This window comes from Akkermansia sp. RCC_12PD, from assembly GCF_036417355.1.
Classification (GTDB): Bacteria; Verrucomicrobiota; Verrucomicrobiia; order Verrucomicrobiales; family Akkermansiaceae; genus Akkermansia.
Genome location: NZ_CP143889.1, coordinates 1,484,944 through 1,506,676, shown reverse-complemented (window position 1 = coordinate 1,506,676; position 21,733 = coordinate 1,484,944). Strand labels below are relative to the sequence as shown.

At 59.3% G+C, this 21,733-nt stretch carries 20 protein-coding genes; 17 read left to right on the top strand and 3 right to left on the bottom strand.

The annotated features are described in order from the left end of the window. Positions 1-3 precede the first annotated feature (3 nt). The 9 genes from murD to recA all read left to right on the top strand — a co-directional run bounded on the left by murD (position 4) and on the right by recA (position 9,859). Positions 4-1,314: a UDP-N-acetylmuramoyl-L-alanine--D-glutamate ligase gene (gene murD / locus V3C20_RS06280; protein WP_130084307.1), complete on the top strand. Its 1,311-nt coding sequence runs from the start codon at positions 4-6 to the stop codon at positions 1,312-1,314. 22 nt (positions 1,315-1,336) lie between these two features. Beyond that, the gene (locus tag V3C20_RS06275) at positions 1,337-2,149 is read left to right on the top strand and encodes a LysM domain-containing protein (protein ID WP_149873785.1); all 813 of its coding nucleotides are present in this window, start codon (positions 1,337-1,339) and stop codon (positions 2,147-2,149) included. Positions 2,150-2,176: 27 nt separating this feature from the next. Continuing rightward, positions 2,177-3,319 (top strand): putative peptidoglycan glycosyltransferase FtsW, encoded by a 1,143-nt coding sequence (locus V3C20_RS06270; RefSeq protein ID WP_130084305.1) that lies wholly within the window; start codon positions 2,177-2,179, stop codon positions 3,317-3,319. Then, entirely contained in the window at positions 3,316-3,966 is a 651-nt protein-coding gene (locus V3C20_RS06265; protein ID WP_330935441.1) for a UDP-N-acetylglucosamine--N-acetylmuramyl-(pentapeptide) pyrophosphoryl-undecaprenol N-acetylglucosamine transferase, read from the top strand. The genes V3C20_RS06270 and V3C20_RS06265 overlap by 4 nt, the downstream gene beginning before the upstream one ends. A gap of 22 nt (positions 3,967-3,988) precedes the next feature. Next, the gene (locus V3C20_RS06260; protein ID WP_330935440.1) at positions 3,989-4,441 is read left to right on the top strand and encodes a glycosyltransferase; all 453 of its coding nucleotides are present in this window, start codon (positions 3,989-3,991) and stop codon (positions 4,439-4,441) included. Continuing rightward, positions 4,434-6,731, top strand: coding sequence for a UDP-N-acetylmuramate--L-alanine ligase (gene murC, locus V3C20_RS06255; RefSeq protein WP_130084303.1), 2,298 nt, complete (start codon positions 4,434-4,436; stop codon positions 6,729-6,731). Before V3C20_RS06260 ends, murC begins: the two co-directional genes overlap by 8 nt. Before the next feature lie 21 nt (positions 6,732-6,752). After that, positions 6,753-7,688 (top strand): D-alanine--D-alanine ligase, encoded by a 936-nt coding sequence (locus V3C20_RS06250; protein WP_130084302.1) that lies wholly within the window; start codon positions 6,753-6,755, stop codon positions 7,686-7,688. A gap of 47 nt (positions 7,689-7,735) precedes the next feature. Continuing rightward, complete coding sequence (locus tag V3C20_RS06245) at positions 7,736-8,686, top strand: FtsQ-type POTRA domain-containing protein (RefSeq protein ID WP_130084301.1); 951 nt, start codon at positions 7,736-7,738, stop codon at positions 8,684-8,686. A gap of 132 nt (positions 8,687-8,818) precedes the next feature. Then, positions 8,819-9,859, top strand: a complete 1,041-nt coding sequence (recA, locus tag V3C20_RS06240; RefSeq protein ID WP_067572044.1) for a recombinase RecA — start codon at positions 8,819-8,821, stop codon at positions 9,857-9,859. A gap of 182 nt (positions 9,860-10,041) precedes the next feature. Here recA and V3C20_RS06235 read toward each other — a convergent pair whose 3' ends face one another. Next, complete coding sequence (locus tag V3C20_RS06235; protein WP_161981670.1) at positions 10,042-10,272, bottom strand: hypothetical protein; 231 nt, start codon at positions 10,270-10,272, stop codon at positions 10,042-10,044. On the opposite strand from V3C20_RS06235, the gene V3C20_RS06230 reads away from it, so the two are divergent. From V3C20_RS06230 to V3C20_RS06195, 8 genes are all read left to right on the top strand, one after another. Next, positions 10,271-11,257: an N-acetylmuramoyl-L-alanine amidase gene (locus tag V3C20_RS06230; RefSeq protein WP_161981669.1), complete on the top strand. Its 987-nt coding sequence runs from the start codon at positions 10,271-10,273 to the stop codon at positions 11,255-11,257. The genes V3C20_RS06235 and V3C20_RS06230 overlap by 2 nt on opposite strands. 28 nt (positions 11,258-11,285) lie before the next feature. Then, positions 11,286-11,915, top strand: a complete 630-nt coding sequence (lipB, locus tag V3C20_RS06225) for a lipoyl(octanoyl) transferase LipB (RefSeq protein ID WP_130084299.1) — start codon at positions 11,286-11,288, stop codon at positions 11,913-11,915. Positions 11,916-12,130: 215 nt separating this feature from the next. Continuing rightward, positions 12,131-13,543: a 3-isopropylmalate dehydratase large subunit gene (gene leuC / locus V3C20_RS06220; RefSeq protein WP_130084298.1), complete on the top strand. Its 1,413-nt coding sequence runs from the start codon at positions 12,131-12,133 to the stop codon at positions 13,541-13,543. Positions 13,544-13,562: 19 nt separating this feature from the next. Beyond that, on the top strand, positions 13,563-14,171 hold the full coding sequence (gene leuD / locus V3C20_RS06215) for a 3-isopropylmalate dehydratase small subunit (protein ID WP_130084297.1): 609 nt from the start codon (positions 13,563-13,565) through the stop codon (positions 14,169-14,171). Between the two features lie 32 nt (positions 14,172-14,203). Further along, a complete protein-coding gene (locus V3C20_RS06210) occupies positions 14,204-15,325 on the top strand; it encodes a hypothetical protein (RefSeq protein ID WP_130084296.1) in 1,122 nt (373 codons plus the stop codon). Positions 15,326-15,362: 37 nt separating this feature from the next. Then, positions 15,363-16,934: a S1C family serine protease gene (locus tag V3C20_RS06205; protein ID WP_238623837.1), complete on the top strand. Its 1,572-nt coding sequence runs from the start codon at positions 15,363-15,365 to the stop codon at positions 16,932-16,934. Between the two features lie 7 nt (positions 16,935-16,941). Beyond that, entirely contained in the window at positions 16,942-18,531 is a 1,590-nt protein-coding gene (locus V3C20_RS06200; RefSeq protein ID WP_130084295.1) for a trypsin-like peptidase domain-containing protein, read from the top strand. Positions 18,532-18,576: 45 nt separating this feature from the next. Continuing rightward, positions 18,577-19,734 carry a 3-dehydroquinate synthase gene (locus V3C20_RS06195; protein ID WP_130084294.1) on the top strand — a complete coding sequence of 386 codons (1,158 nt, stop codon included), beginning with the start codon at positions 18,577-18,579 and terminating at the stop codon, positions 19,732-19,734. 83 nt (positions 19,735-19,817) lie between these two features. Here the strand turns inward: V3C20_RS06195 and V3C20_RS06190 are convergent, their stop codons facing one another. Together V3C20_RS06190 and V3C20_RS06185 are read right to left on the bottom strand one after the other, a co-directional pair. Beyond that, positions 19,818-20,966, bottom strand: coding sequence for an amidohydrolase (locus V3C20_RS06190; protein WP_330935439.1), 1,149 nt, complete (start codon positions 20,964-20,966; stop codon positions 19,818-19,820). Between the two features lie 376 nt (positions 20,967-21,342). Next, positions 21,343-21,531, bottom strand: coding sequence for a hypothetical protein (locus V3C20_RS06185; protein ID WP_130084292.1), 189 nt, complete (start codon positions 21,529-21,531; stop codon positions 21,343-21,345). Positions 21,532-21,733: the final 202 nt, after the last annotated feature.

Sequence of the window (21,733 nt, the reverse complement as noted above, 5' to 3'; positions counted from 1 at the left end):
CCCATGAATCTTCACGACCTCAACATAGCCGTTCTGGGAGCGGGAAGAAGCGGACGCGCCGCGGCGCGCCTGGCCATGAAGCATGGCGGACGCGTGTGCGTATTCGACACTTCTCCGGCGATCACCGGCTGGCCGGAAGACATCCCCCTGCATGCAGGCGCCACGCAAGAAGACGGGCACGCGTTCCGCGCGGACCTGGTCGTGATTTCCCCGGGCATTGAAACGGACTGCCCCTTTGTCAAATCCTTTGGACGGGAAGGCGTGGAGACTATCGGGGAAATGGAACTGGCTTCCCGCTTCTACCGGGGGAAAATCATTGCCATCACCGGCACCAACGGCAAGACCACCACCACGTCCCTGGTGGAAAAAATCCTGCTCCGCGCCGGAAAAAAGGCCGTTGCCTGCGGCAACTACGGCGTGCCCATGGCGGAAGTGCTTCTCCGGGATGCCGTTCCGGACGTGCTGGCGCTGGAAGTCAGTTCCTTCCAGCTTGAAACCATCCGCAACTTTCATCCGGACGTGGCCGTATGGCTCAACTTCGCGCCGGACCACATGGACCGTTACACCGCCGTGGAAGACTATTACAAGGCCAAGCTGCACATCTTCGACAACCAGACGAAAAACGACCTGGCCGTGGTGCGCTTCGGAGAACATCTGCCCGCTCTGAAAGCTCCCGTCCGGACATTCAGCTCCGAATCCCCGGAAGCGGACCTGTACTACCGGGAACCCTTTGTCATGGGAGGAGGCTCCCCTCTGCTGAACCTGGCAGGGACTTCCCTGAGCCAGCGCCACAACGCGGAAAACGTCATGGCCGCCGTGCTGGCCTGCCGCCACCTGGGTATCCCGGCGGAAACCGCCGCGGAAGTGCTGGAGGAATTCACCCCTCCCGGCCATCGCTGTGAAGCCGTCCGCACGCTGGACGGCGTGCTGTGGCTGAACGATTCCAAAGCCACGAACCTGCATGCCCTGAAAGCGGCGCTGAAATCCCAGAACGCCCCCGTCGTCCTCATTGCCGGCGGCAAGGACAAGGGACTGGACTACCTCCCCCTCCGCTCCATGCTGAAGGAAAAAGTGCGCGCCTGCGTGGTCTTCGGCCAGATTGCGGACCAGCTTTACGACTCCTTTTCTCCTGCGGCGCCCACGGAAAAAGCCGCAGACGTGGCGGACTGCGTGGAAAAAGCGCGCCTGCTCGCCCGGCCGGGAGACACCGTCCTGTTCTCCCCCGGCACCTCCTCCTTCGACATGTTCACCGGCTACGCCCAGCGGGGACAGGCTTTTCGCGACGCCGTGAATGCCCTATCTCCCCTCTCCTGACCATCCCACCAAAACCATCATCATGAAAACGACCAAAAACCCCGATCACAATCCGACCGGACGCACGCGTCCGAAGCGCAAGCTGGGTACCGTACTTCGCGCCAAACTCAGCAGGTACCGTGCCCGTGTCTCCGAATTTGAAGACGACGCTCCCAGCAGCACCGTCGTGCGCTGGCTCGTCGTCCTCCTTCTCCTCCATCTTCTCGTCATCGGCGGGGTGTGGGTGCGCAGCACCTGGTTCAAGAACACCACGGAAATGGTGGAAATGACCGCCACTCTGCCCTCCCCGCCCACCGTCCCGCAAATCCCCGTCCCCGCCGCAGCTCCCGTAACGGCTCCCGCCGTTCCCCAGGCGGCTCCCGCCGCCCCGGTGACCATCACCCAGCCGGAACAAGTAGTGGACGCGCGCCCCGGCAGGCAGGAACAGGCCGCTCCGGCCCCGACCTCTCAGGAACATATCCCCGATGCCGCCCCGGTGGCAGGCCCCGCTCGCCACATCGTGCGCACGGGAGACACCTGGGAACGCGTCGCCCGTGACAACCGGGTCTCCGTCGCGGACCTGAAAGCCGTCAACCCCAATATGCAGAAACTGGTCAGCGGTACCACGCTGGTCATCCCGGCGCGCCCCGGCGATAATCTCGTCCAGGAAAAACCCGCTGAAGCCGACACGGCCCTGAGCGGAACCGCCCATATTGTGAAAAAAGGGGAAACGCTCTCCGTCATTGGCCGCAAGTACAAAATGAACTGGAGAAATATTCAGAAATTCAACAAGATGAGCGACAAGGACGTGGCACGTCTAAAGATCGGCCAGAAAATCATGATTCCCAAGAAGTAATCTTTTCCGGTCCGTCCGGCTGCCGCCATGTCTTCCAAAGTCTGCATGATTCTGGTCTGGTTCTTCGTCATCTGCCTTCTGGTCGTGGGTCTGGTGATGGTGTCCAGTACAGCTGCGTGGGCTGAGGAAACCAAGCATCCGTACGAACCGCTTTTCAAGCAGACGGCCTTCGCCTGCGCTGGGCTGGTGGGCGCCCTGGTCCTGTCCCGCATAGACTACCGCCTGTGGCGGAAATACATCTGGTGGATTCTGGGTCTCGCCTCCTTCCTGCTGATCCTGTGCTATGTGCCGGGCATCGGGAAGGAAATCAACGGGGAACGCCGCTGGATCACCATCGGCATGCAGTTCCAGCCCAGCGAATGCGCCAAACTCTGCATGATGATGGCCCTGGCCCACTGGCTGGCCCTGTATCGGGACCGCACCACTTCCTTCTGGTGGGGGTTCGTGATGCCGGGCATCATCTTCGGCATTCCGCTGGCCCTGATCCTGTTTGAAAAAGACATGGGCACCTCCGTAGCCCTGGCACTGGCCGCCTTCTGCGTAATGTTCGTGGCAGGCACGCGTAAAATCTATCTGGGCGCCGCCCTGATCGTGGCCGGGGCATCCCTCTACTTCCTCGTACAGAGCAACGCCAACCGCCTGGAACGCTTCCTGGCCTGGAAGGACCTGGACGCCCACAGCCAGGGGGCCGGCCTGCAACAGTACCGCGCCGCCATCGCCCTTTCGCGCGGAGGCCTGGAAGGCGTGGGGCTGGGCAACAGCGCGGAAAAGCACGGCACCCTCCCCTTTGCCCACACGGACTTTATCTTCGCCCCGCTTGGAGAGGAATTCGGCTTTTACGGAACCATGGCCGTGCTTCTGGCCTACTTCCTGATGACATACGCCGGCATCGGCGTGGCCATGCAGTGCCGGGACGCCTACGGGCGGTTCCTGGCCGTGGGAATCGTGGCCATCATCTTCTGCCCGGCCATGCTGAACATTGCGGTGGTAACCAATGCCGTGCCCAACTCCGGGCTGCCGCTTCCCTTCATCAGCTTCGGGGGCACCAACCTTGTCTTTACCCTGGCCGCACTGGGAATGCTCACCAGCATCCAGAGATTTTCCACCGGCGCACAGCCCAACTGTGAAATCACCCGCAAAGACGAACGCTCCATTGACGTAAGATTATGACCCAGCCCTCTCCCACACGCTCCCCGCTGAACATCGTGATTGCCTGCGGAGGCACCGGCGGCCATCTCTTCCCCGGAATAGCCGTGGCTCAGGAACTCAAGAAACGCGGCCACAAGGTCACCCTGCTCATCTCCCAGAAAAAGGTGGACGCCCAGGCCAGCAAAAACTATGGCGATCTTGACTTCCGCGTCATTGAAGCCATCGCCATGCCTAAAATTCCGTCCCTGGGGCTGCTGGGTTTTGGACTCAGGCTGTATAAGGCCATCCGCTTCAGCCGCAGCCTGCTGGATGAAGTGAACGCGGACGCCGTTATTGGCATGGGCGGCTTCACCTCATTCCCCCCCGTATACGCCGCTCACCGCAAGGGCATCCGCACCTACGTGCACGACTCCAACGCGCTGCCCGGCAAAGCCAACCGCATGACCGCCAAATGCTGCACGAATGTGCTGCTGGGCATTGAGGAAGCCAGACATTACTTCAACGCCGCCAAATGCATCGTCACCGGAACCCCGGTGCGCCAGGAAATGGCCGTCCGCAAGAACAGGCGGGAAGCCCGTGCGGAGCTCAATCTGCCGCAGGACCGCCGCGTGGTCCTGGTGATGGGCGGCTCCCAAGGGGGCCAGGAACCTCAACTCCCTGGTCATTGAAGCGGCCAGACAATGCGCTGAATTGTGCGACTTTCTCATCATTACCGGCGCGGCGGATTTTGCGCGGGTCAGCCAGCTCACGGCTGACATGCCCCATGTGCACGTCATTGAATTCTGTTCCGCCATGGCCTCCGCATACGCAGCCGCGGACGTGGTCGTCTCTCGTTCCGGGGCCTCCAGCCTGACGGAACTGGCCCACATGGGCAAAGCGGCCCTGCTGGTGCCCTACCCCTTTGCCGCGGACGACCACCAGGCCCACAACGCCCGCGTTTTCGCGGCCCACGGCGCGGCGCGTATGATGCGTGAAAACACGCTGACTCCGGACGACATCGCCGCGTTCCTGAAGGAAGTATTCACGGATTCCGCCCTGCTGGCGTCCATGAATGAATGTGCTTTACGTCTGGACATGCCTGATGCAGTATCCCGCATCGCCAACGTCATTGAAAACACGGACTCTCCAGCCAGCCATGATTAAAACCCTGCACAAACGCCTCATCAACAGGAAGTCCCCGGCGCGCCTTCACCTCATCGGAGTGGCGGGGTCCGGCATGTCCGGCCTGGCTCTCATGCTCATGGAAATGGGGCACAGGGTCAGCGGCTGCGACCGCGTAACCAGCACGGAAACGGAACGTCTGCAAAGCCTGGGGCTGGCTTTCTCCTGCCCGCACTCTGCGGACGCCGTGGCGGACGCGGAAATCGTCATCTATTCCAGCGCCATCCGGGAAGACAATCCGGCGCTGGCCGCCGCGCGCCAGCTCAATATTCCCTGCATGCGCCGGGCGGAATGTCTGGCAGCCATCCTGAACGGGAAAAAAGGCGTAGTCGTCTCCGGCACACACGGTAAAACCACCACCTCCGCTCTTTGCGCCCATCTGATGAGGGAAGGCCGCATGCGTCCCTGCCACTACGTAGGGGCGGAAATCCCCGTGCTGGGCACCAACGCCCACTGGAATGAAGACAGCGAATACCTGGTGGCGGAAGGGGATGAAAGCGACGGCACGCTGGTCAACTACATTCCGGAACACAGCATCGTCCTCAACGTAGAGCCGGAACACCTGGACCACTACAAGGACCTGGATGAAATCAAGACGGTGTTCCACCAGCTTTGCACCCAGACCCGCGGAAAAATCATTTACTGCAAGGCCCATCCCGGCGCGGCGGACGTCTGCGGCAGGTTTCCCAATGCCGTTTCCTACGGCTGGTCTGATGCGGATTACACCGCGGCCGACGTGGTGGAACGCCGCGGCCGCACCCTCTTCACCGTTTTCAAGGGAACGGAAGAACTGGGCCGTGTGGAACTGGGCATTCCCGGCCGCCACAACGTACTGAATGCCCTGGCCGCCATCGCCCTGGCCACGGAACTGGGCGTGGACTTTCCGTCTGTCACGCGCGGCCTGGCCTCCTTTGCCGGGGCCAAACGCCGCTTTGAAACCAAATACCTTTCCCCCTCCATCCGGATCGTGGACGACTACGGCCACCATCCCACGGAAATAGCCGCCACCCTGCAGACGGCCCGCTCCCTCCAGCCGGAGCGCCTGGTCGTGTACTTCCAGCCGCACCGCTACACGCGCACCCAGATGCTGGCGGAAGACTTCGGGAAAGTGCTCCAGGCTGCGGACCTCGTCTTCGTGGCGGACGTGTATCCCGCCAGCGAGCTTCCCATTGAAGGAATCAGCGGCCAAACCATCATTGACGCCATGCACAGGCACGGCGGGGTGGAAACCCGCTACCTGCCGGACCTCAACACGGCCCACCACGCCATCGGCAACGCCCTGAAACCCGGCGACCTGTTCCTGACTCTGGGAGCGGGCAACGTTCACGAATGCGGCATGCGCATCGCCCGGGACCTAGCCCTGCTGGAAGACCTGGAACGCACGGCGGGAGAATCCCTGAACGGAACGCTGTATGAACCCATGTCCCGCCACACCACCATGGGAGTGGGCGGCTGCGCCCAATTCTGGCTGGAGCCCTCCACCTTTGCCGCCATGCAGACGGCTGTCAACTATTGCCGGGACAGAAACATCCCGGTTCACGTCGTGGGCCGCGGCTCCAACATCATCGTGCGCGACGGCGGCCTGCGCGGCGCCGTTATCCACCCTTCCGGCGGAGAATTCGACACACTGGAAATCCGGGACAACTTCATCACGGCAGGAGCGGGCGTACGCCTGAAAAAAATGGTCTCCGCCGCCCTCCGCAGCGGATTAGGCGGCCTGGAATGGATGGACGGAATCCCCGGCAACGTGGGCGGAAGCCTCCGCATGAACGCCGGAGCCATGGGAAGGGACATGATCCGGAACCTTGTCTCCGTCACCTGCCTGGATGAAGACGGGGAGATCCGCAGCCATCCCTCCAGCGATCTCAACGCCCAGTACCGCTCCATTCCGGACCTGGCCCACAACTTCGTGCTGCAGGCCGTCTTTGAAGGAAGCCCCTGCGCCAAGGAAGAAATTGAAGAAAAACTGGAAAACGCCCGCGCCAAACGCAGGCTGTCCCAGCCTTCGGGCGCCAGCGCCGGCTGCATCTTCAAAAATCCGGAGGAAATCCCCGCAGGCAAACTAATTGATGAACTGGGGCTGAAAAACGCCTGCGTGGGGGACGCGTGCGTCTCCAGCGTGCATGCCAACTTCATCATTAACCGGGGCCATGCCAGGGCACGGGACATCACCATTCTGATCGACATGATCCGCAAGGAAGCCATGGAAAACCGGGGAATCGACCTGAAATCGGAAGCCCAGGTCATCGGCGACCGCGAACCTCAATTCTAACCAACCATTTACTGTTTCATCATGAGCACCCTCAAACGCGACCTCAGCATCGCCCTGCTCCTCGGCGGACCGGGCGCGGAACGGGAGGTATCCCTCGTCTCCGGCAACTCCGTTTACGACGCCCTGGCCCGGGCCGGATTCACCAACGTCACGCGGGTGGACGTGCAAGGCCCGGACTTCCGTTTGCCGGAAGGCACGGAACTGGCCTACAACATCATTCACGGCACCTTCGGGGAGGACGGAGCACTCCAGTCCATCCTGGAAAAACGCGGCATCCCGTACACCGGAGCAGGCTCCCGTTCCAGCACCGTCTGTTTTGACAAGACCAAATCCAAAAAAATCTTCACGGCAGCCGGAGTCCCCACCCCAAAGGCAGAAATCCTGAACTGTTCCAACGGCATCATGATGCCGTCCCTTCCGCTGCCTTTCGTCATCAAGCCGCCCTGTGAAGGGTCCAGTGTGGGCGTCCACATCGTTCACCGGCAGGAAGACGTGCTGCCCGCCATGGAGGAAGCCGTCACCCACGGCCCGGAAGTGTTGGTGGAAGAATTTATCCAGGGCAGGGAACTTACCGTAGGCATTCTGGACGGAGAAGCCCTGCCCGTCATCCATATTTGCCCCCGTTCCGGTTTTTATGACCTGAGTAACAAATATCCCTGGATGAACATGGGCGGCGGAACGGACTACATCTGCCCGGCGGACCTCCCGGAGGAAACCGCAAAAAAAGTTCAGGAAGCTGCCCTTCAGGCCTATCGCGCTGCGGGCGTGGAAATTTACGGCCGCGTGGATGTGCTGCTCCGCGACGGGGACGAAGCCCCCTTCGTCCTGGAAATCAACACCATTCCCGGCATGACCCCCTCCAGCCTGCTTCCGAAAGCCGCGGCGGCCGCCGGTTGGTCCTATGAAGCCCTCTGTGAAAAAATTGCAGAATTATCGCTAGCCACCCCCAGGAAATAGCGTAGTATTTGACAAAGGGCGGGGAGTCGCCCATCCCACACCCCCCGATGTCTCATAAAGTCACAACGCCAGTCCCTTCCTCCGCCAAAAGGCAGGAAATGCTTCTGCTGGAACGGGAGGCCAGAAAAGAGGCCATAGAACGCAAGGGCAAGAATTACCGTTTCTGGCTCTTCCGGCGCAAGCTGTACCACATCGTTGTCGTTTACACGCTCATCATCGGCCTCATCAGCGCCATCGTCTTCCTGTGGGCCAACTACATCCTCAAGTACGACTGGCTTTCCATCGACACCGTTACGCTGAACAGCAACGGCATCTTCAATGCGGAACAGGCCTTCGCCGTCATGGGTATCGGGCCACAGGACAACATCTTTTCCATAGACGCCTCCGTACTGGAACAGCGCCTGCAGAAATGCCCCGCCATCCGCCGGGCAGACGTCAAGTACCAGGTTTCCTCCAACCCCACGCTGATTGTGGACATTGACGCGCGCATTCCCGCGGCCTGGATTGACTGCCCGGAGCTGGGAATCCATCCCGGAGACGCCAAATATGGCGTACTGGCGGACAAGGACGGCGTGATGTTCCCATGCATGGAAACGATCCACATGCCCTACATCCAGGAGAAAAAGCTGCCTTCCGTCTCCCTCCGGCCACCCAGTTCCGGACAGCTCGCCTACGGCGTCCGTACCCGGGATCTGGAAGCGCCCATGCAGTTGATTGAACTGTTGTCCGGTGCCGTATCCGAATTCCTGCCCGGCATCGTCTCCATCTCCACGCCCAACGACTGGTCCTTCTGCGTGCGCTTCTCCAACGACTGCCAGGCCACGTTCAGCCACTACGGTCTGGAACGACAGGTGGACAAGCTGGAACAGGCGCTGGAACACGCGCGGCAAACCCACCGTAAAATCAACGCCATCAACCTCATCCCTGAACATAACGTTCCCGTCCTTTTTGACGGTGCCTACGAGGACATCCCGCTGGCGGAGCCCATTGAGGAATAACCCTGCTCCCGCGGGTTTTCACAGGATTTCCCACATGTCAGAATTCTACTCTACATCAAGGGAAAATGACTCTGGAAAGACCCACTGAACGCTTGCAAACAGGCCCCGTTCAGCTATAATTTTCCACGATATATGAGTAACGATACACCCTTATCTCCCGAAGCGGAAAAACTGTCGGCCGCACGCAAGCGCAACCTTGACCTTGCCCTGACCCAGATTCAGAAAGACTTCGGTGAAAACGCCATCATGCGTCTTGGCGACAACGCCAAAATGGAAGTGGATGTCATCCCCACCGGCAACCTTCTCATTGACCGCGCCCTGGGCGTGGGCGGGTTCGCCCGCGGACGCGTCGTGGAAATCTACGGACCGGAATCCTCCGGTAAAACCACCCTCACCCTCACGGCCATTGCCCAGGCCCAGAAATCCGGCGGCCTGGCCGCGTTCATCGACGTGGAACACGCCCTGGACCCGCAATACGCCGCCCGCCTGGGCGTCAACCTGGATGACCTGCTGGTCTCCCAGCCGAACTCGGGGGAAGAAGCCCTGCAAATCTGCGAAGCCCTGGTGCGTTCCAACGCCATTGACGTCATCGTAGTGGACTCCGTAGCCGCCCTTGTCACCAAACAGGAACTGGAAGGCGAAATAGGCGACTCCACCGTGGGCGCCCAGGCCCGCCTGATGTCCGCCGCCCTCCGCAAGCTGACCAGCTTCATCTCCAAGGCCAGGACCGTCTGCATCTTCACCAACCAGATCCGTGAAAAAATCGGGGTCATGTTCGGCAACCCGGAAACCACACCCGGCGGCCGCGCCCTGAAATTCTATGCCTCCGTGCGCGTGGACATCCGCCGCATCGGCCAGATCAAGGGCAGCGACGGCTCCGTAACCGGCAACCGCACCAAGATCAAGGTGGTCAAGAACAAGGTGGCCCCTCCCTTCACGGAATGCGAATTCGACATCATGTACAATGAAGGCATTTCCTCCGTGGGAAGCCTGCTGGACCTGGCGATGGAATACGACATCATCCAGAAGCGCGGCTCCTGGATCAGCTACAACGGCAGCCAGATCGCCCAGGGGCGCGACGCCGCCAAGGAAGCCCTCAAATCCAATCAGGAACTGTACTCGGAAATCGAAGAGCAGGTTAAAGCCAAAATGGACGAAAAGGCGGCCAAGTAACTGCCGTCTTTACTTTTCCTTCAACCGGGCGGGCTCCTCTTTGCGGGGAGTCCGCCTTTTTCCATCCTCCTTCAAATCCCTGCCACCCTCCCGGAAACTGCATTCTCCGGCTTTCCTGCCGGAATTCAATGATGTGGTGCATCCCTCTTCCGGCGTCCACGCACGCACTGGAAACGTGCCGTTTACAAAAACCCGGAGCTATCTCCCGCACCCCGCGGAAACGGTTTTTCCGGCAGGCCGCTGTCAGGACCCCACACTTCCGGCATGCCGGAAAAAAATGAAAGAATCCCGTTCACTCCCTTTATGAAAGGATCTTTCACGGCAACTTTTCTCTTGTACGTCATGAAAAATCCGTTAGTCTGTGCCTGATATCGTCCTATGTATCCGTCCTCTCGTACATCCTGCACAGCCATGCTCGGCATTCTGGGCATGTTCCTGTTGACGCTGTCCACGGCGCTCGGATGGAATCCGGAAACCATCAACGGAGTGCAGTACATCCCCATGTCGGAAGTGCGCACCCATTACAAGCTTACCCGGGAACGGACGGAGGGACGCCAGAAAGTTTACGAGGTGCCGGAAAAAATTCAGATACGCATGCAGGCACACAGCCAGGACATGTACATGAACAACATGAAGTTCATCCTGTCCTACCCCGTGGCTGACCACCCCTCCAAGGGACTGATGGTCTCCAACATGGACCTTCACAAAATCATTGACCCCGTCCTGCGGCCCACGTACATCGCCAACCGCCGCGGATTCAACACGGTAGTCATCGACCCCGGCCACGGCGGCCATGACAGCGGCGCGCGCAACCGCATCAGCCGGGAGGCGGACCTCACCCTGTCCGTGGCCAAAAAACTGCGCGACCGCCTCAAGGGCATGGGCTACCAGACGGTAATGACCCGTGAGACGGACAACTTCATCTCTCTTCAGGACCGCGTGCGCATTGCCAACAAATATTCCAACGCCATCTTCATCAGCATCCATTTCAATGACGGCGGTTCGTCCGCCCGCGGGGTGGAAACCTTCACGCTGGCCCCTGCCGGAACGTCTTCTTCCATGTCCCGCAACATCCGGCAGGAAGCCTTGCAAGGGAATGCCCAGGACAGCATGAACATCGCCTTGGCCACCGCCGTGCAGGGACACATGCTGAAAGGCCCTCTCGCCATCAAGGAAGGAATCTCCATGACTGACCGCGGCATCAAGCGCGCCCGCTATTCCGTGCTGTGCACCATCAAGCACCCTGCCATTTTGGTGGAGGGAGGCTTCATGTCCAATGCGCAGGAAGCGCTGCTCATCAACACGGAACGCTACCAGAAATTCATGGCCTCTTCCCTGGCTGCCGCCGTACACCAATACCGCACGGCCCTGGGTCAGCAGGTGCGCAGAACGCGCTGAGGGCCTCATTCCCCGCCCTGCCGTACACATGAACATCATCCGCATTCCCGGGCTGGCAGACTACCAGAAAACCCTGCGCATGCAGGAGGAACTGGTACGGGCCCACCAGGATGACCCGGAACGGGAAGACGAACTGCTGTTGCTGGAACACGCCAGCGTATACACTATCGGCCGTACGCGCGACCATGCCAGCCTCCATCCAGGCACTGTGCTGCCCTTTCCCATCCATGAAATCAACCGGGGAGGGCAGGCCACCTACCACGGACCAGGCCAGCTTGTGGGCTACCCCGTCACGGACCTGAACCGCCGCGGCAGGGATCTGCACGCCTACGTCACCTCTCTTGAAAATGTCCTGATAGAAGCCTGTGCCCGATTCGGCGTCACCGCCCGCATCCGGGAAGGGCTGGTAGGCGTCTGGGTGGAAGACCGCAAAATAGCCTCCATCGGCGTGGGAGTGAAAAAATGGATAGCCATGCACGGATTCGCCATCAACCTGACGCGGGAATCTCTGCCCCCCTTCCTGGCCATCACACCCTGCGGCATTCAGAACGTCCAGATGACCTGCCTGGAAAATGAAATGCCCGCATCCCGGGAAAAAGGAGAACTGATGCAACGCTTCGGAGACGTTTTCGCGGAGATTTGGGAGAAAAATTCCTGAGCAGATTCCGGTTCTCCCGGCCAGTGCTATTCCAGACGGGAATGCCTCCTTTCCTTGCAGGCGAAAATGCGCCAAAGACTGGCAAATGGCCAAGTCAGACCATATATGCAAGGGAAATGTTCAAAAAAACGCTCCGAGTAAGACACAAACCGTGTCAGCAATACATCCTTGCATCTTGACGCGGTTAACGAACGGACGGATGCTTAAGATCAGTTATGGGAAAAACACTTTTCCAAAAAATCTGGGATGCTCATTCCGTCGGCATTCTGCCGGACGGAAGAACGCAAATGTTCATTGCTACACACTTTCTGCATGAAGTTACTTCTCCGCAGGCTTTCGGCATGGTCCGCGACCTCGGTCTCGCTGTCCGTCATCCGGAACGCACCTTCGCCACCGTGGACCACATCATTCCCACGGACAACCAGGCGGAACCGTTCGCGGACGCCACGGCGGACGCCATGATCCGGGAACTCCGCCGGAACTGCGCGGAAAACGGCATCCGCTTCTTTGATCTTCCTACGGGCCTTCAGGGCATCGTGCACATGGTAGGGCCGGAGCTCGGCATCACCCAGCCGGGCATGACCATCGTGTGCGGGGACTCCCACACGGCTACGCACGGCGCGTTCGGCTCCATCGCGATGGGCATCGGCACCACGCAGGTGCGCGACGTGCTGGCCACCCAGACGCTGGCCCTCAGTCCGCTGAAGGTGCGCCGCATCAACGTAAACGGCAAACTGGCCCCCGGCGTAAAAGCCAAGGATGTGGCCCTTCACATCATCGGACTCCTGGGAGCCAAGGGCGGTCTGGGATTCGCCTATGAATACGGCGGCGACGTGATTGACGCCATGAGCATGGACGAACGCATGACACTGTGCAACATGTCCATTGAAGGCGCGGCGCGCTGCGGCTACGTAAACCCGGACATGACCACGGTGGAATACATCAAGGGACGCCTGTTCGCTCCCGAAGGCGCGGACTGGGACAAGGCCGTGGAACGCTGGCTAAGCTTCGCTTCCGATGCGGACGCGGAATACGATGAAATCGTTGAAATCGACGGAGCCTCCATCGAACCTACCGTGACATGGGGCATCTCCCCGGACCAGAACACGAGCATTAACGGCGCAACGCCGGATCCCGCATCCGCCCGGAACGCCGACGAACGGAAAATGATCGGCGAAGCGCTGGAATACATGAAATTCCCCGCCGGAATGCCCCTCAAGGGACTTCCTGTCCAGGTGTGCTTCATCGGGTCCTGCACCAACGGCCGCATCTCCGATTTCCGGGAAGTGGCTGCCCTCATCAAGGGACGCCACGTGGCTCCCGGAATCAGGGCGCTGGCCGTGCCGGGCTCCCAAATGACGGCCAGGCAATGCGAAGAGGAAGGTATTGCGGACATCTTCCGTGAAGCCGGATTCGAATGGCGCCTGGCCGGCTGTTCCATGTGCCTGGCCATGAATCCGGACAAGCTCCAGGGTGACCAGCTCTGCGCCAGTTCTTCCAACCGGAACTTCAAGGGACGCCAGGGCAGCCCCACGGGCCGCACCCTTCTGATGAGCCCCGCCATGGTGGCCGCCGCCGCGCTGACGGGAAAAGTCTCTGATACCCGTGAAGTGTTCTCCATGAACTAACCTTTCATCTCCAGATCTTATGTCTCTGACCAAATTCACTTCCATCACCGGCACCTGCGTCCCGATCCCCGGACCGGACATGGACACGGACCGCATCATCCCCTCGCGCTTCCTCAAATGCATCACGTTTGACGAGCTGGCGAACGTCATGTTCTGGGACGAACGCTTTGACGAAAACGGGAAGTCCAAATCTCACCCGGTGGACGATCCCCGTTTCCGGGGAGCCGCCATCATTCTGGGAGGCACCAACTTCGGCTGCGGCTCCTCCCGCGAGCATGCACCGCAAACTATCAGGCGTTCCGGTATCAAGGCCGTCATCGCGGAATCCTTCGCGGAAATCTTCTTCGGAAACAGCACAGGCATCGGCCTGCCCTGCGTGTGCGCTTCAGCAGAAGACATCGCCGCCCTGTCCCGATACATCTCCGACCACCCGGAAACGGAAATAACCATCGACCTCCTTTCCATGACCGCCTCCTGGCCGGACGGCTCCATCTTCATCCGCATGCCTGCGGAAGCCCGCGAAGCCCTGACCCAGGGCCGCTGGGACTCCATTGCGGAACTGCTCGTCAACATGGAAGCCGTGGAAAAGAAAAATGCGGAACTCCCCCAAGTTTCGGCCTCCTGCTGATTCAACCATCACTCCCCTCCCCCTATCCCCATATGATCTTCAGAATTACAGACTACGTCCAGCGGGGCACATTGGATAACCGCGAACGCGGAACCATACGGCTTGTCCTGCATCTTATGGGGATGCCCCACCCGGTGCGTATCACTCTGCAGGGAAACTGCCTTCAGGACCTGGCGGGCTGCCTGGTGGAATTTGAAAATCCTGCTCCCCACCTGCTTCCGGCGGAACTGACTGCGTTGCCAGACATCATCCGGGGAGTGACGGGAGACATGACAGCCAGCCGCCGCATGCCCGTAAGGGGGAGGAAAACCCTGGAAAACTCCCTGTACATGGAATGGTTCACGGACCATCAGGACATGGTCCTGATGGAAAGCTCCACCTACTCCGTCAGGGTATCCCTGCCGGAATGGACCATGGACGCCTGCGAGGAACAGGTGCAGATCATGGCCAATCAGCAAATGCTCCGCACCCAGGTCAAGACATGGGCCAAAAACTACGCCAACAACCGGGAAGACGGCAACCTCCCGGACCATGCGTGGGACAGGCGGCTGCGAGAGGCAGAAGCCATTGCCATCGCCTACCAGGAAGTCTTCCAGAAATACAGGCTGAACCCTACCGGGGACATCCGCGTAGCCTTTGTCATGGGCTGGGACGAGGTGCTGGACGACATCGCGCAGTCGGAAGAAACGGGCACCCCCTGTTCCTGCAAGAGTACCGGCATGCTCAGCCTCTTTGACATCCTCAATGAACAGGAAGCTCAGGAAGTCCAATCCTGCATGTTCCACCCGCTGTTTCAGCAGGTCATGGAATTGACGGATCTGTGCCAGCGCCAGTTCAGCAAGGAAATCAGCAAATCCCAGCGGAGCAGAACGGAACCGCCGGAACCACTCGGCCAAATCTTCTACTGCATCCGTTACATCACTCCCCGCATTCTTTCCTGCCTTCTGCAGGAAAAGGGAAACGGCGCGGACTACTGCACGCTGGCGGCCAGAATGGCCCTGTGCGTGGAGCAGACGCGCCTGACCGTCTCCGCCCTGAAGAACAACGGACGGCAGATAGGGGACGAAGTCCGGGAACGTTTCTCCTCCCTGCTTGAAGAAGTCAGCTCCTTCCAGGAAAGCCTGGCAACCCAAAGCAGGAAAAGCAACCTGTAATATCCTGCATCCGCACCACCTCCAACCATCTACTATCATGCGTTTTCATACTTGCTTCCAGGGACTCTTCCTGGTTCTCGTCGCAGTATCCCTCTCTCCGGCGGACGAACCGGCCATTTCCCTTTCCGATTTCGGGGTAGACAAAGTCATGTCCGGTCCCGTCGTTTCCATCAGTGACCAGTACAAGGGCGTTGTAAAAATTGAAGTGGACTCCCTGACCCCGGACTACGCCACGCCGTGGGATACGGGCCGCTACCAGGGAGGCATAGGAACCGGTTTCCTGATCGGTGAAAACGCCTTCATGACCAATGCGCACGTGGTAAGCAACGCAGAACGCATCTACATCTCCATGTATGGGGATTCCCGCAAAATTCCCGCCAGGGTCAAATTCATCGCCCATGACGCCGACCTTGCCCTGCTGGAAGTGGAGGATTTCAAGCCGTTCAAGGGAATCAAGCCCTTTGAATTCAGGAAAAACCTGCCCAATCTGGAAGACGAGGTAAGAGTCATCGGCTACCCCATCGGCGGCAACAGGCTCTCCGTCACGCGTGGCGTTGTCTCCCGCATTGACTTCACTCCGTACGCCCATCCCCGGAACATGGAACACCTCACCATCCAGGTGGACGCCGCCATCAACCCGGGCAACAGCGGCGGCCCCGCCCTCATGGGTAACAAAGTCATCGGCGTGGCCTTCCAGGGTCTGAACAACGCCAACAACACGGGGTATGTGATTCCCACTCCCGTCATCCGCCATTTCCTGGAGGACATCAAGGACGGAGTCTATGACGGCTACGTAGACATGGGCATTCAGGCGGCCCCCATCCTGAACCCCTCCATGCGCAAGGCCTTCGGGTTGCCGGACGACGAAAAGGGCGTCCTGATCGGCAAGGTTCTCAAAGGCTCTTCTGCAGACGGCATTCTCCGGAACGGAGACATCCTGATGAAGGTGGACGGCTACGATGTGGACAGTTCCGCCATGATTGAACTGGAAGGCCAGAAAATCAGCATGAAAGAGCTGATTGAACGCTGCTTCAAGGATGACAGGCTGCCTCTGGACATCATCCGGGACGGCAAGCCCATGAAAGTGGAAATGGTCATGAAACCCTCACGGGCCAAGGAACTGCTGATGGAGGAATACGACAAAATGCCCCGCTATATCGTCTTCGGCGGCTTGGTATTCCAGCCCATCCAGCGCAACGTGCTGGCTGCGGCGGACATCTCCATGCTGGACGTAGCCCTGGACATCCGGGACTACCAGGAAGACGGAGGCTGCGTGGACTATGAAGACATGGTCATCATCACCAAGGTATTGGACGATGAAGTAAACGCCCGCCTCTCCGGCTCCGTTTCCAACGCCATCGTGGAAAAAATCAACGGCGTGAAGGTCAAGGGCCTCAGCCATGCCTACAAACTGCTTTACCCGGAAAAAATGCCGGAATATGTCATTATTGAACTGAAAGACGGAGAACGCCCCCTGATCTTTGAAGGAAAAGCCATGGAAGCGGCCAACAAGCGGATCTTCAAAACTTACAATATCCCTAAAAACGCCCGGCTTGACAGCGCCATTCCCGGCCGCCAGCCCTCCCGCAAAGAAACTCCTGCCAACTAACACAGCCATGAAATCCCTTTCTCTTCTTACTTTCGGCTCCCTGATCCTTCTTGCCGGATGCCAGCCGCGCGAATCCTCCATCCCGGCCCCGGCTCCCGAACCAGAACAGCAACAGGCGCCCGCCATGACTCCGGGGCAGCCGGAGGAAGCGCCTCCCGCTTCCCTTCCCGTGCCTTCCCCCACCAATTCCATGGTGGGCATCAACGCCACCAATCAGGGATATGCCATGGTCCAGCCGTGGAGCAAGGAAAACCCGTCCTACAGTGAAGGCTTCGGCATCTATCTGGGAGACGGCAACATCCTGACGGCCGCCAACATCGTCTATTCCGCCAGCTTTGTGGAAGTAACTTCCTCCGACGGCTCCCAGACGGTTCCCGTGACCGTTACGGCCTTTGACCCGGAAGCCAACCTCGCTCTGCTGCGCCTGAAAAACGAGAAAGACGCCGCTTTTCTGGACAAACTGGTCCCCGTTACGCTGGGGAAAGCCCCCAAACTGGGGGACAAGGTGGAATTCTGGCAGTTTAACGCGGACGGCCTCCCCATCACCACGTCCGGTTCCATTCTGGCGACGGAAAGCTCCTGCCCATTCACCAGCGGCGAACCCTTCGTCCTGTACAATGTCAAATCCTCCGTCACTCCCCTGAGGGGCGGTGCGGGCAATCCGGTCATGATCGGAAAGGAGCTGATAGGTCTGAGCGCCAGCTGCAACCCCTCCGCCCAGAAAGTGCTGGCCGTCACCCAAACCATGATTTCCCGTTTCCTTGAACAGGCACAGTCCGGCAAATACTCCGGCTTCCCGGCGGACGGCACGCAGGTCACGGAACTGACGGACCCCGTTTTCCGCAAATATCTGGGACTGCCCGAAAACGGAGGCGGCCTTTACGTCGCCAAACTGCCCGTTTACAGTTCCTTCTACAAGGCCGGCATACGCTCCGGAGACGTTGTGGAAAGCGTCAACGGCATCCCCCTGGACAGCAAGGGACTCATCAGGGATTCCTCCCTCGGTCCCGTCTCCGCCAACTTCCTGTTCCGCGATTCCGCCAAACCCGGAGACGTCATCACGCTCGGCATCCGCCGCAAGGACAAAAACGGCGCCAGCCAGCCCATGACGGTGGACGTCACGCTGGACCGCGGCGCATTGGAAGGAGACCTGATCAATCCCGCCCCCTTTGTTGCTGAGCCGCGCTACCGCATTTACGGCGGCCTGGTCTTCATTCCTCTGACGGGCGCACTGGTGAGAGAAATCAACAAGCTTAGTAAAAACCGCCCTCCTCTCAATCTGGTTGAGGCGATGGAGAAAAAGGAGGAAATCCGGAAAAAAGGCGTGGATGAAATCGTGGTCTTTCTGGTAGCCCTTCCCACGCAGGCCACCCTGGGCTATGCCTCCATGAGTCCCTCTATCGTGGAAAAAGTGGACGGAGTGCAAGTAAAGAATTTCAAGCACCTCAACCAGCTTCTGGACAGACCCGCCCCCGGAGGCACGCACCGCATTGAAGTCGGCCAGCAGCCGTACACCATGTACATGTCACAGCAGGAGGCGGCCAAGGCGGACCGCTTCATCCAGATGCGGGCCGTTCCCGTACTCCGCAGGGACTGAGCCTGCCGTCCCGATACGCCGCCGTTTTACAGCATACGTTCTGAAATGTCCCTCCACACGCTGAACATCCATCTGGATTTTCCCTACAGGGTAGCCTTCACCCACGGGGTTTTCCGGCCGGAAAACGACGCACTGGCCGGGCTGATGGAGCAGAGGGAGGGAAGCCGCGTCCTAGTCCTGGTGGAAGAAGGACTGGAACGGTTCTACCCCTCCCTCCCGGCGGACATCGACCGCTACTTCACGGAACGGGCCGGAACACCGGGCTATGCCGGGCGCCGGACCGTACCGGGCGGGGAGGCGGCCAAAACCACCTTTGCCGCGTGGGAAACGGGCCTGCGCCACATCGTGGAAGCGGGGATTGACCGCCATTCCCATATCGTTGCCGTGGGCGGAGGGGCCTTTCTCGACGTGGCAGGATTTGCGGCCGCCACCGCTCACCGCGGCATCCGCCTGCTGCGCGTACCCACCACCACCCTCTCCCAGGCGGACTCCGGCGTAGGCGTCAAAAACGGCATCAACTTCATGGGGCAGAAAAACTATTTGGGCACCTTCGCCATTCCCTGGGCCACCCTGAACGACTTTCTCTTTCTGCACTCCCAGCCTTTACCCCTCAAACGCGCGGGCCTTGCGGAGGTGGTGAAAGTGGCCGTCGTGAAAGACGCCGTTTTCTTCGACTGGCTGGAGGAACACGCCGGAGCCCTGGCCGCATGCAAGACGGACATACTGGAACACGCCGTAGAGCGTTCCGCCCTGCTCCATGCGGAACACATCGCCCGCGGAGGGGATGCCTTTGAAATGGGTTCAAGCCGCCCCCTGGACTTCGGCCACTGGGCCGCCCACTACATGGAAACCATGTCCGGCTATACGCTGGGCCATGCGGAAGCCGTCTCCGTGGGAATGTGCCTGGATATTCTTTACTCCGTCAAAAAAGGCTGGCTGCCCTCCCGGCAGGCGGAACGGATCATCGCCGTCCTGAAAGTCCTGAAACTGCCCGTTTTCCACCCTCTTCTCGCCCGGAGGGCGAAGGACGGAGCATGCGAAATCCTGAAAGGGCTGGAAGCCTTCCGCGAGCACCTGGGCGGCCATCTGACCGTTTTGATGCTCACCGGCATCGGAAAGGGAATGGACGTCCATGAAATAGACGCCGCCCTGATGGAGGAATGCATCCGGGAAATGCAAGTACAGGCGGCTTCCGCAGAATGAGCCTTTCCCCGGAAGCCTACTTGCCGTTCAGGTAATCCAGAATAATCCGCACTTCCGCCTTCACGCCGTTGAGCAAGGCGCTGTCATCCGCCCTGAAACCGGGATTGTGGTTGGGGGGGACCGTCACCGGAACCCACGATCATGAAATAAGTCGGCGCCACCTGCGCGTAATAGGAAAAATCTTCACTGGCGGAAAGTCTCGGGACATCGAACACGTTTTTCGCACCCACCGCCTCCATGGCGGCCTTCTTCGCCAGTTCCCGGAGAGCGGCATCATTCTGAATAGCCGGGTAGCCGAGCACGTAATCCAGCTTGTACGCCGCCCCGTTGGCCTCGCACACATGGCCGATGATGGAACGGACGCGCTCCTCCATCAACTTGCGGGTTTCCGGCGTGACGGTGCGGATGGACGCGGCCAGCTCCGCCTTGCCGGGAATCACGTTCGGAGCGTCTCCCGACTGGAACTTTCCGACGGAAACCACGGCCATTTCCCCGGGCGTCACATTGCGGGACACGACGGTCTGAAGCATCATCACGATCTCAGACCCCGTCACGATGGGGTCCACGCCCATCTGAGGCATGGAACCGTGGGAACCCTTACCCTGAATGGTCAGGAAAAATCCATCCGATGAAGAAGAAGCGGCGCCAGCCGGCAGCATGCCGATGGACCCCGCCGGCATGTTGGGAATGACGTGTGCGCCGAAAATGGCGTCCACCCCCTTCAGCTTCCCGCTCTTGATGATCTGCAAAGCTCCGCCGGGGGACTTTTCCTCCGCATGCTGGAAAATGAAATAAACCGTGCCTTGCAGTTCCTTCTGCATGCCGGAAAGGACCTTGGCCGTTCCCAGCAGCATGGCCGTATGCATGTCATGACCGCAGGCATGGCTGATGCCCGGCGTCTTGCTGGCAAAGGAAAACCCGGTTTCCTCCTGCACGGGAAGGGCATCCATGTCCGCCCGGAAACCCACGGTACGGCCGGGTTTGGCTCCGCGAAGAATGCCTATGACGGAAGTTTCCGCAGGCCGGATGACTTCAATATTGCCGAAGGAGCGCAGCATATCGGCCACATATCTGCCTGTGTTGTATTCCTTGAAGGAAAGTTCCGGATTCTCGTGGAGATGATGCCTCCATTCCACCACATTTCCGGCGACGGACGGCACATCGGGCTGCTGCGCACCCGCCGCGGACAGGCAGCAGCAAAAAAGCGCCACGAACCAATAAGACTTTTTCATGGTTTGAATAGACGAATCGTTGTCTTTTATTCAGACAATTCCTCCACATTTCCATTTCATGAAAATGTGCCATCATATGACGGCCTTTTTAAAGTAACCTCGCCCTGGGGGATGCTGTGGTAAATTCTCCATGACAGCCTCCATCCCCTGAAAAGGCAAATACCATAGGAAACATTTTCCGGATTTCCTTAAAGTGTCCACACCCGGGTTTCTCCGTCCCATTTACGGTCTGCGGACCATGGAATCCGTTTACTTCAGTTTAAAAGAGAAATAATGCCCCGGAATTTTTCATCTCCTTCATCGGCTATGGATGGTATTCCTGGTAAGAATGGCACGGAATGCCGGACAACATACAAGCCGGCGGCTGTACCGGAAATCAACCAGCGCCCACAGCACGGAAAGCGATTCCGGTAAAATAAAAGGCATTGAAAAGATGCGTCACCTCTCGGCAGGTAGAATTATCCCAACAAAAATTACCTGAAAAAATGAAAACCGTTTTTAAATGGATGGCAGCTCTCCTGATTGCGGCAGGGGCCGTATGGATCGTCATGCCGTTTGCTTTCATATATCTTTTTTATACGTCAAATACAGCTTAAATCCTGATATGACTCCTGCCACGATGGAGAAGATCATTAAGGAAAATCCTAAAGACATATGCGAAATAGAACAGCGATTGAATAGAAGGAGGGTTCTTCCCGGCCGGAATGACTCCGATTTCCAGTCTTACAGGGAACGGCTGGAACGAACTACGGCCAGATATGCGGCGG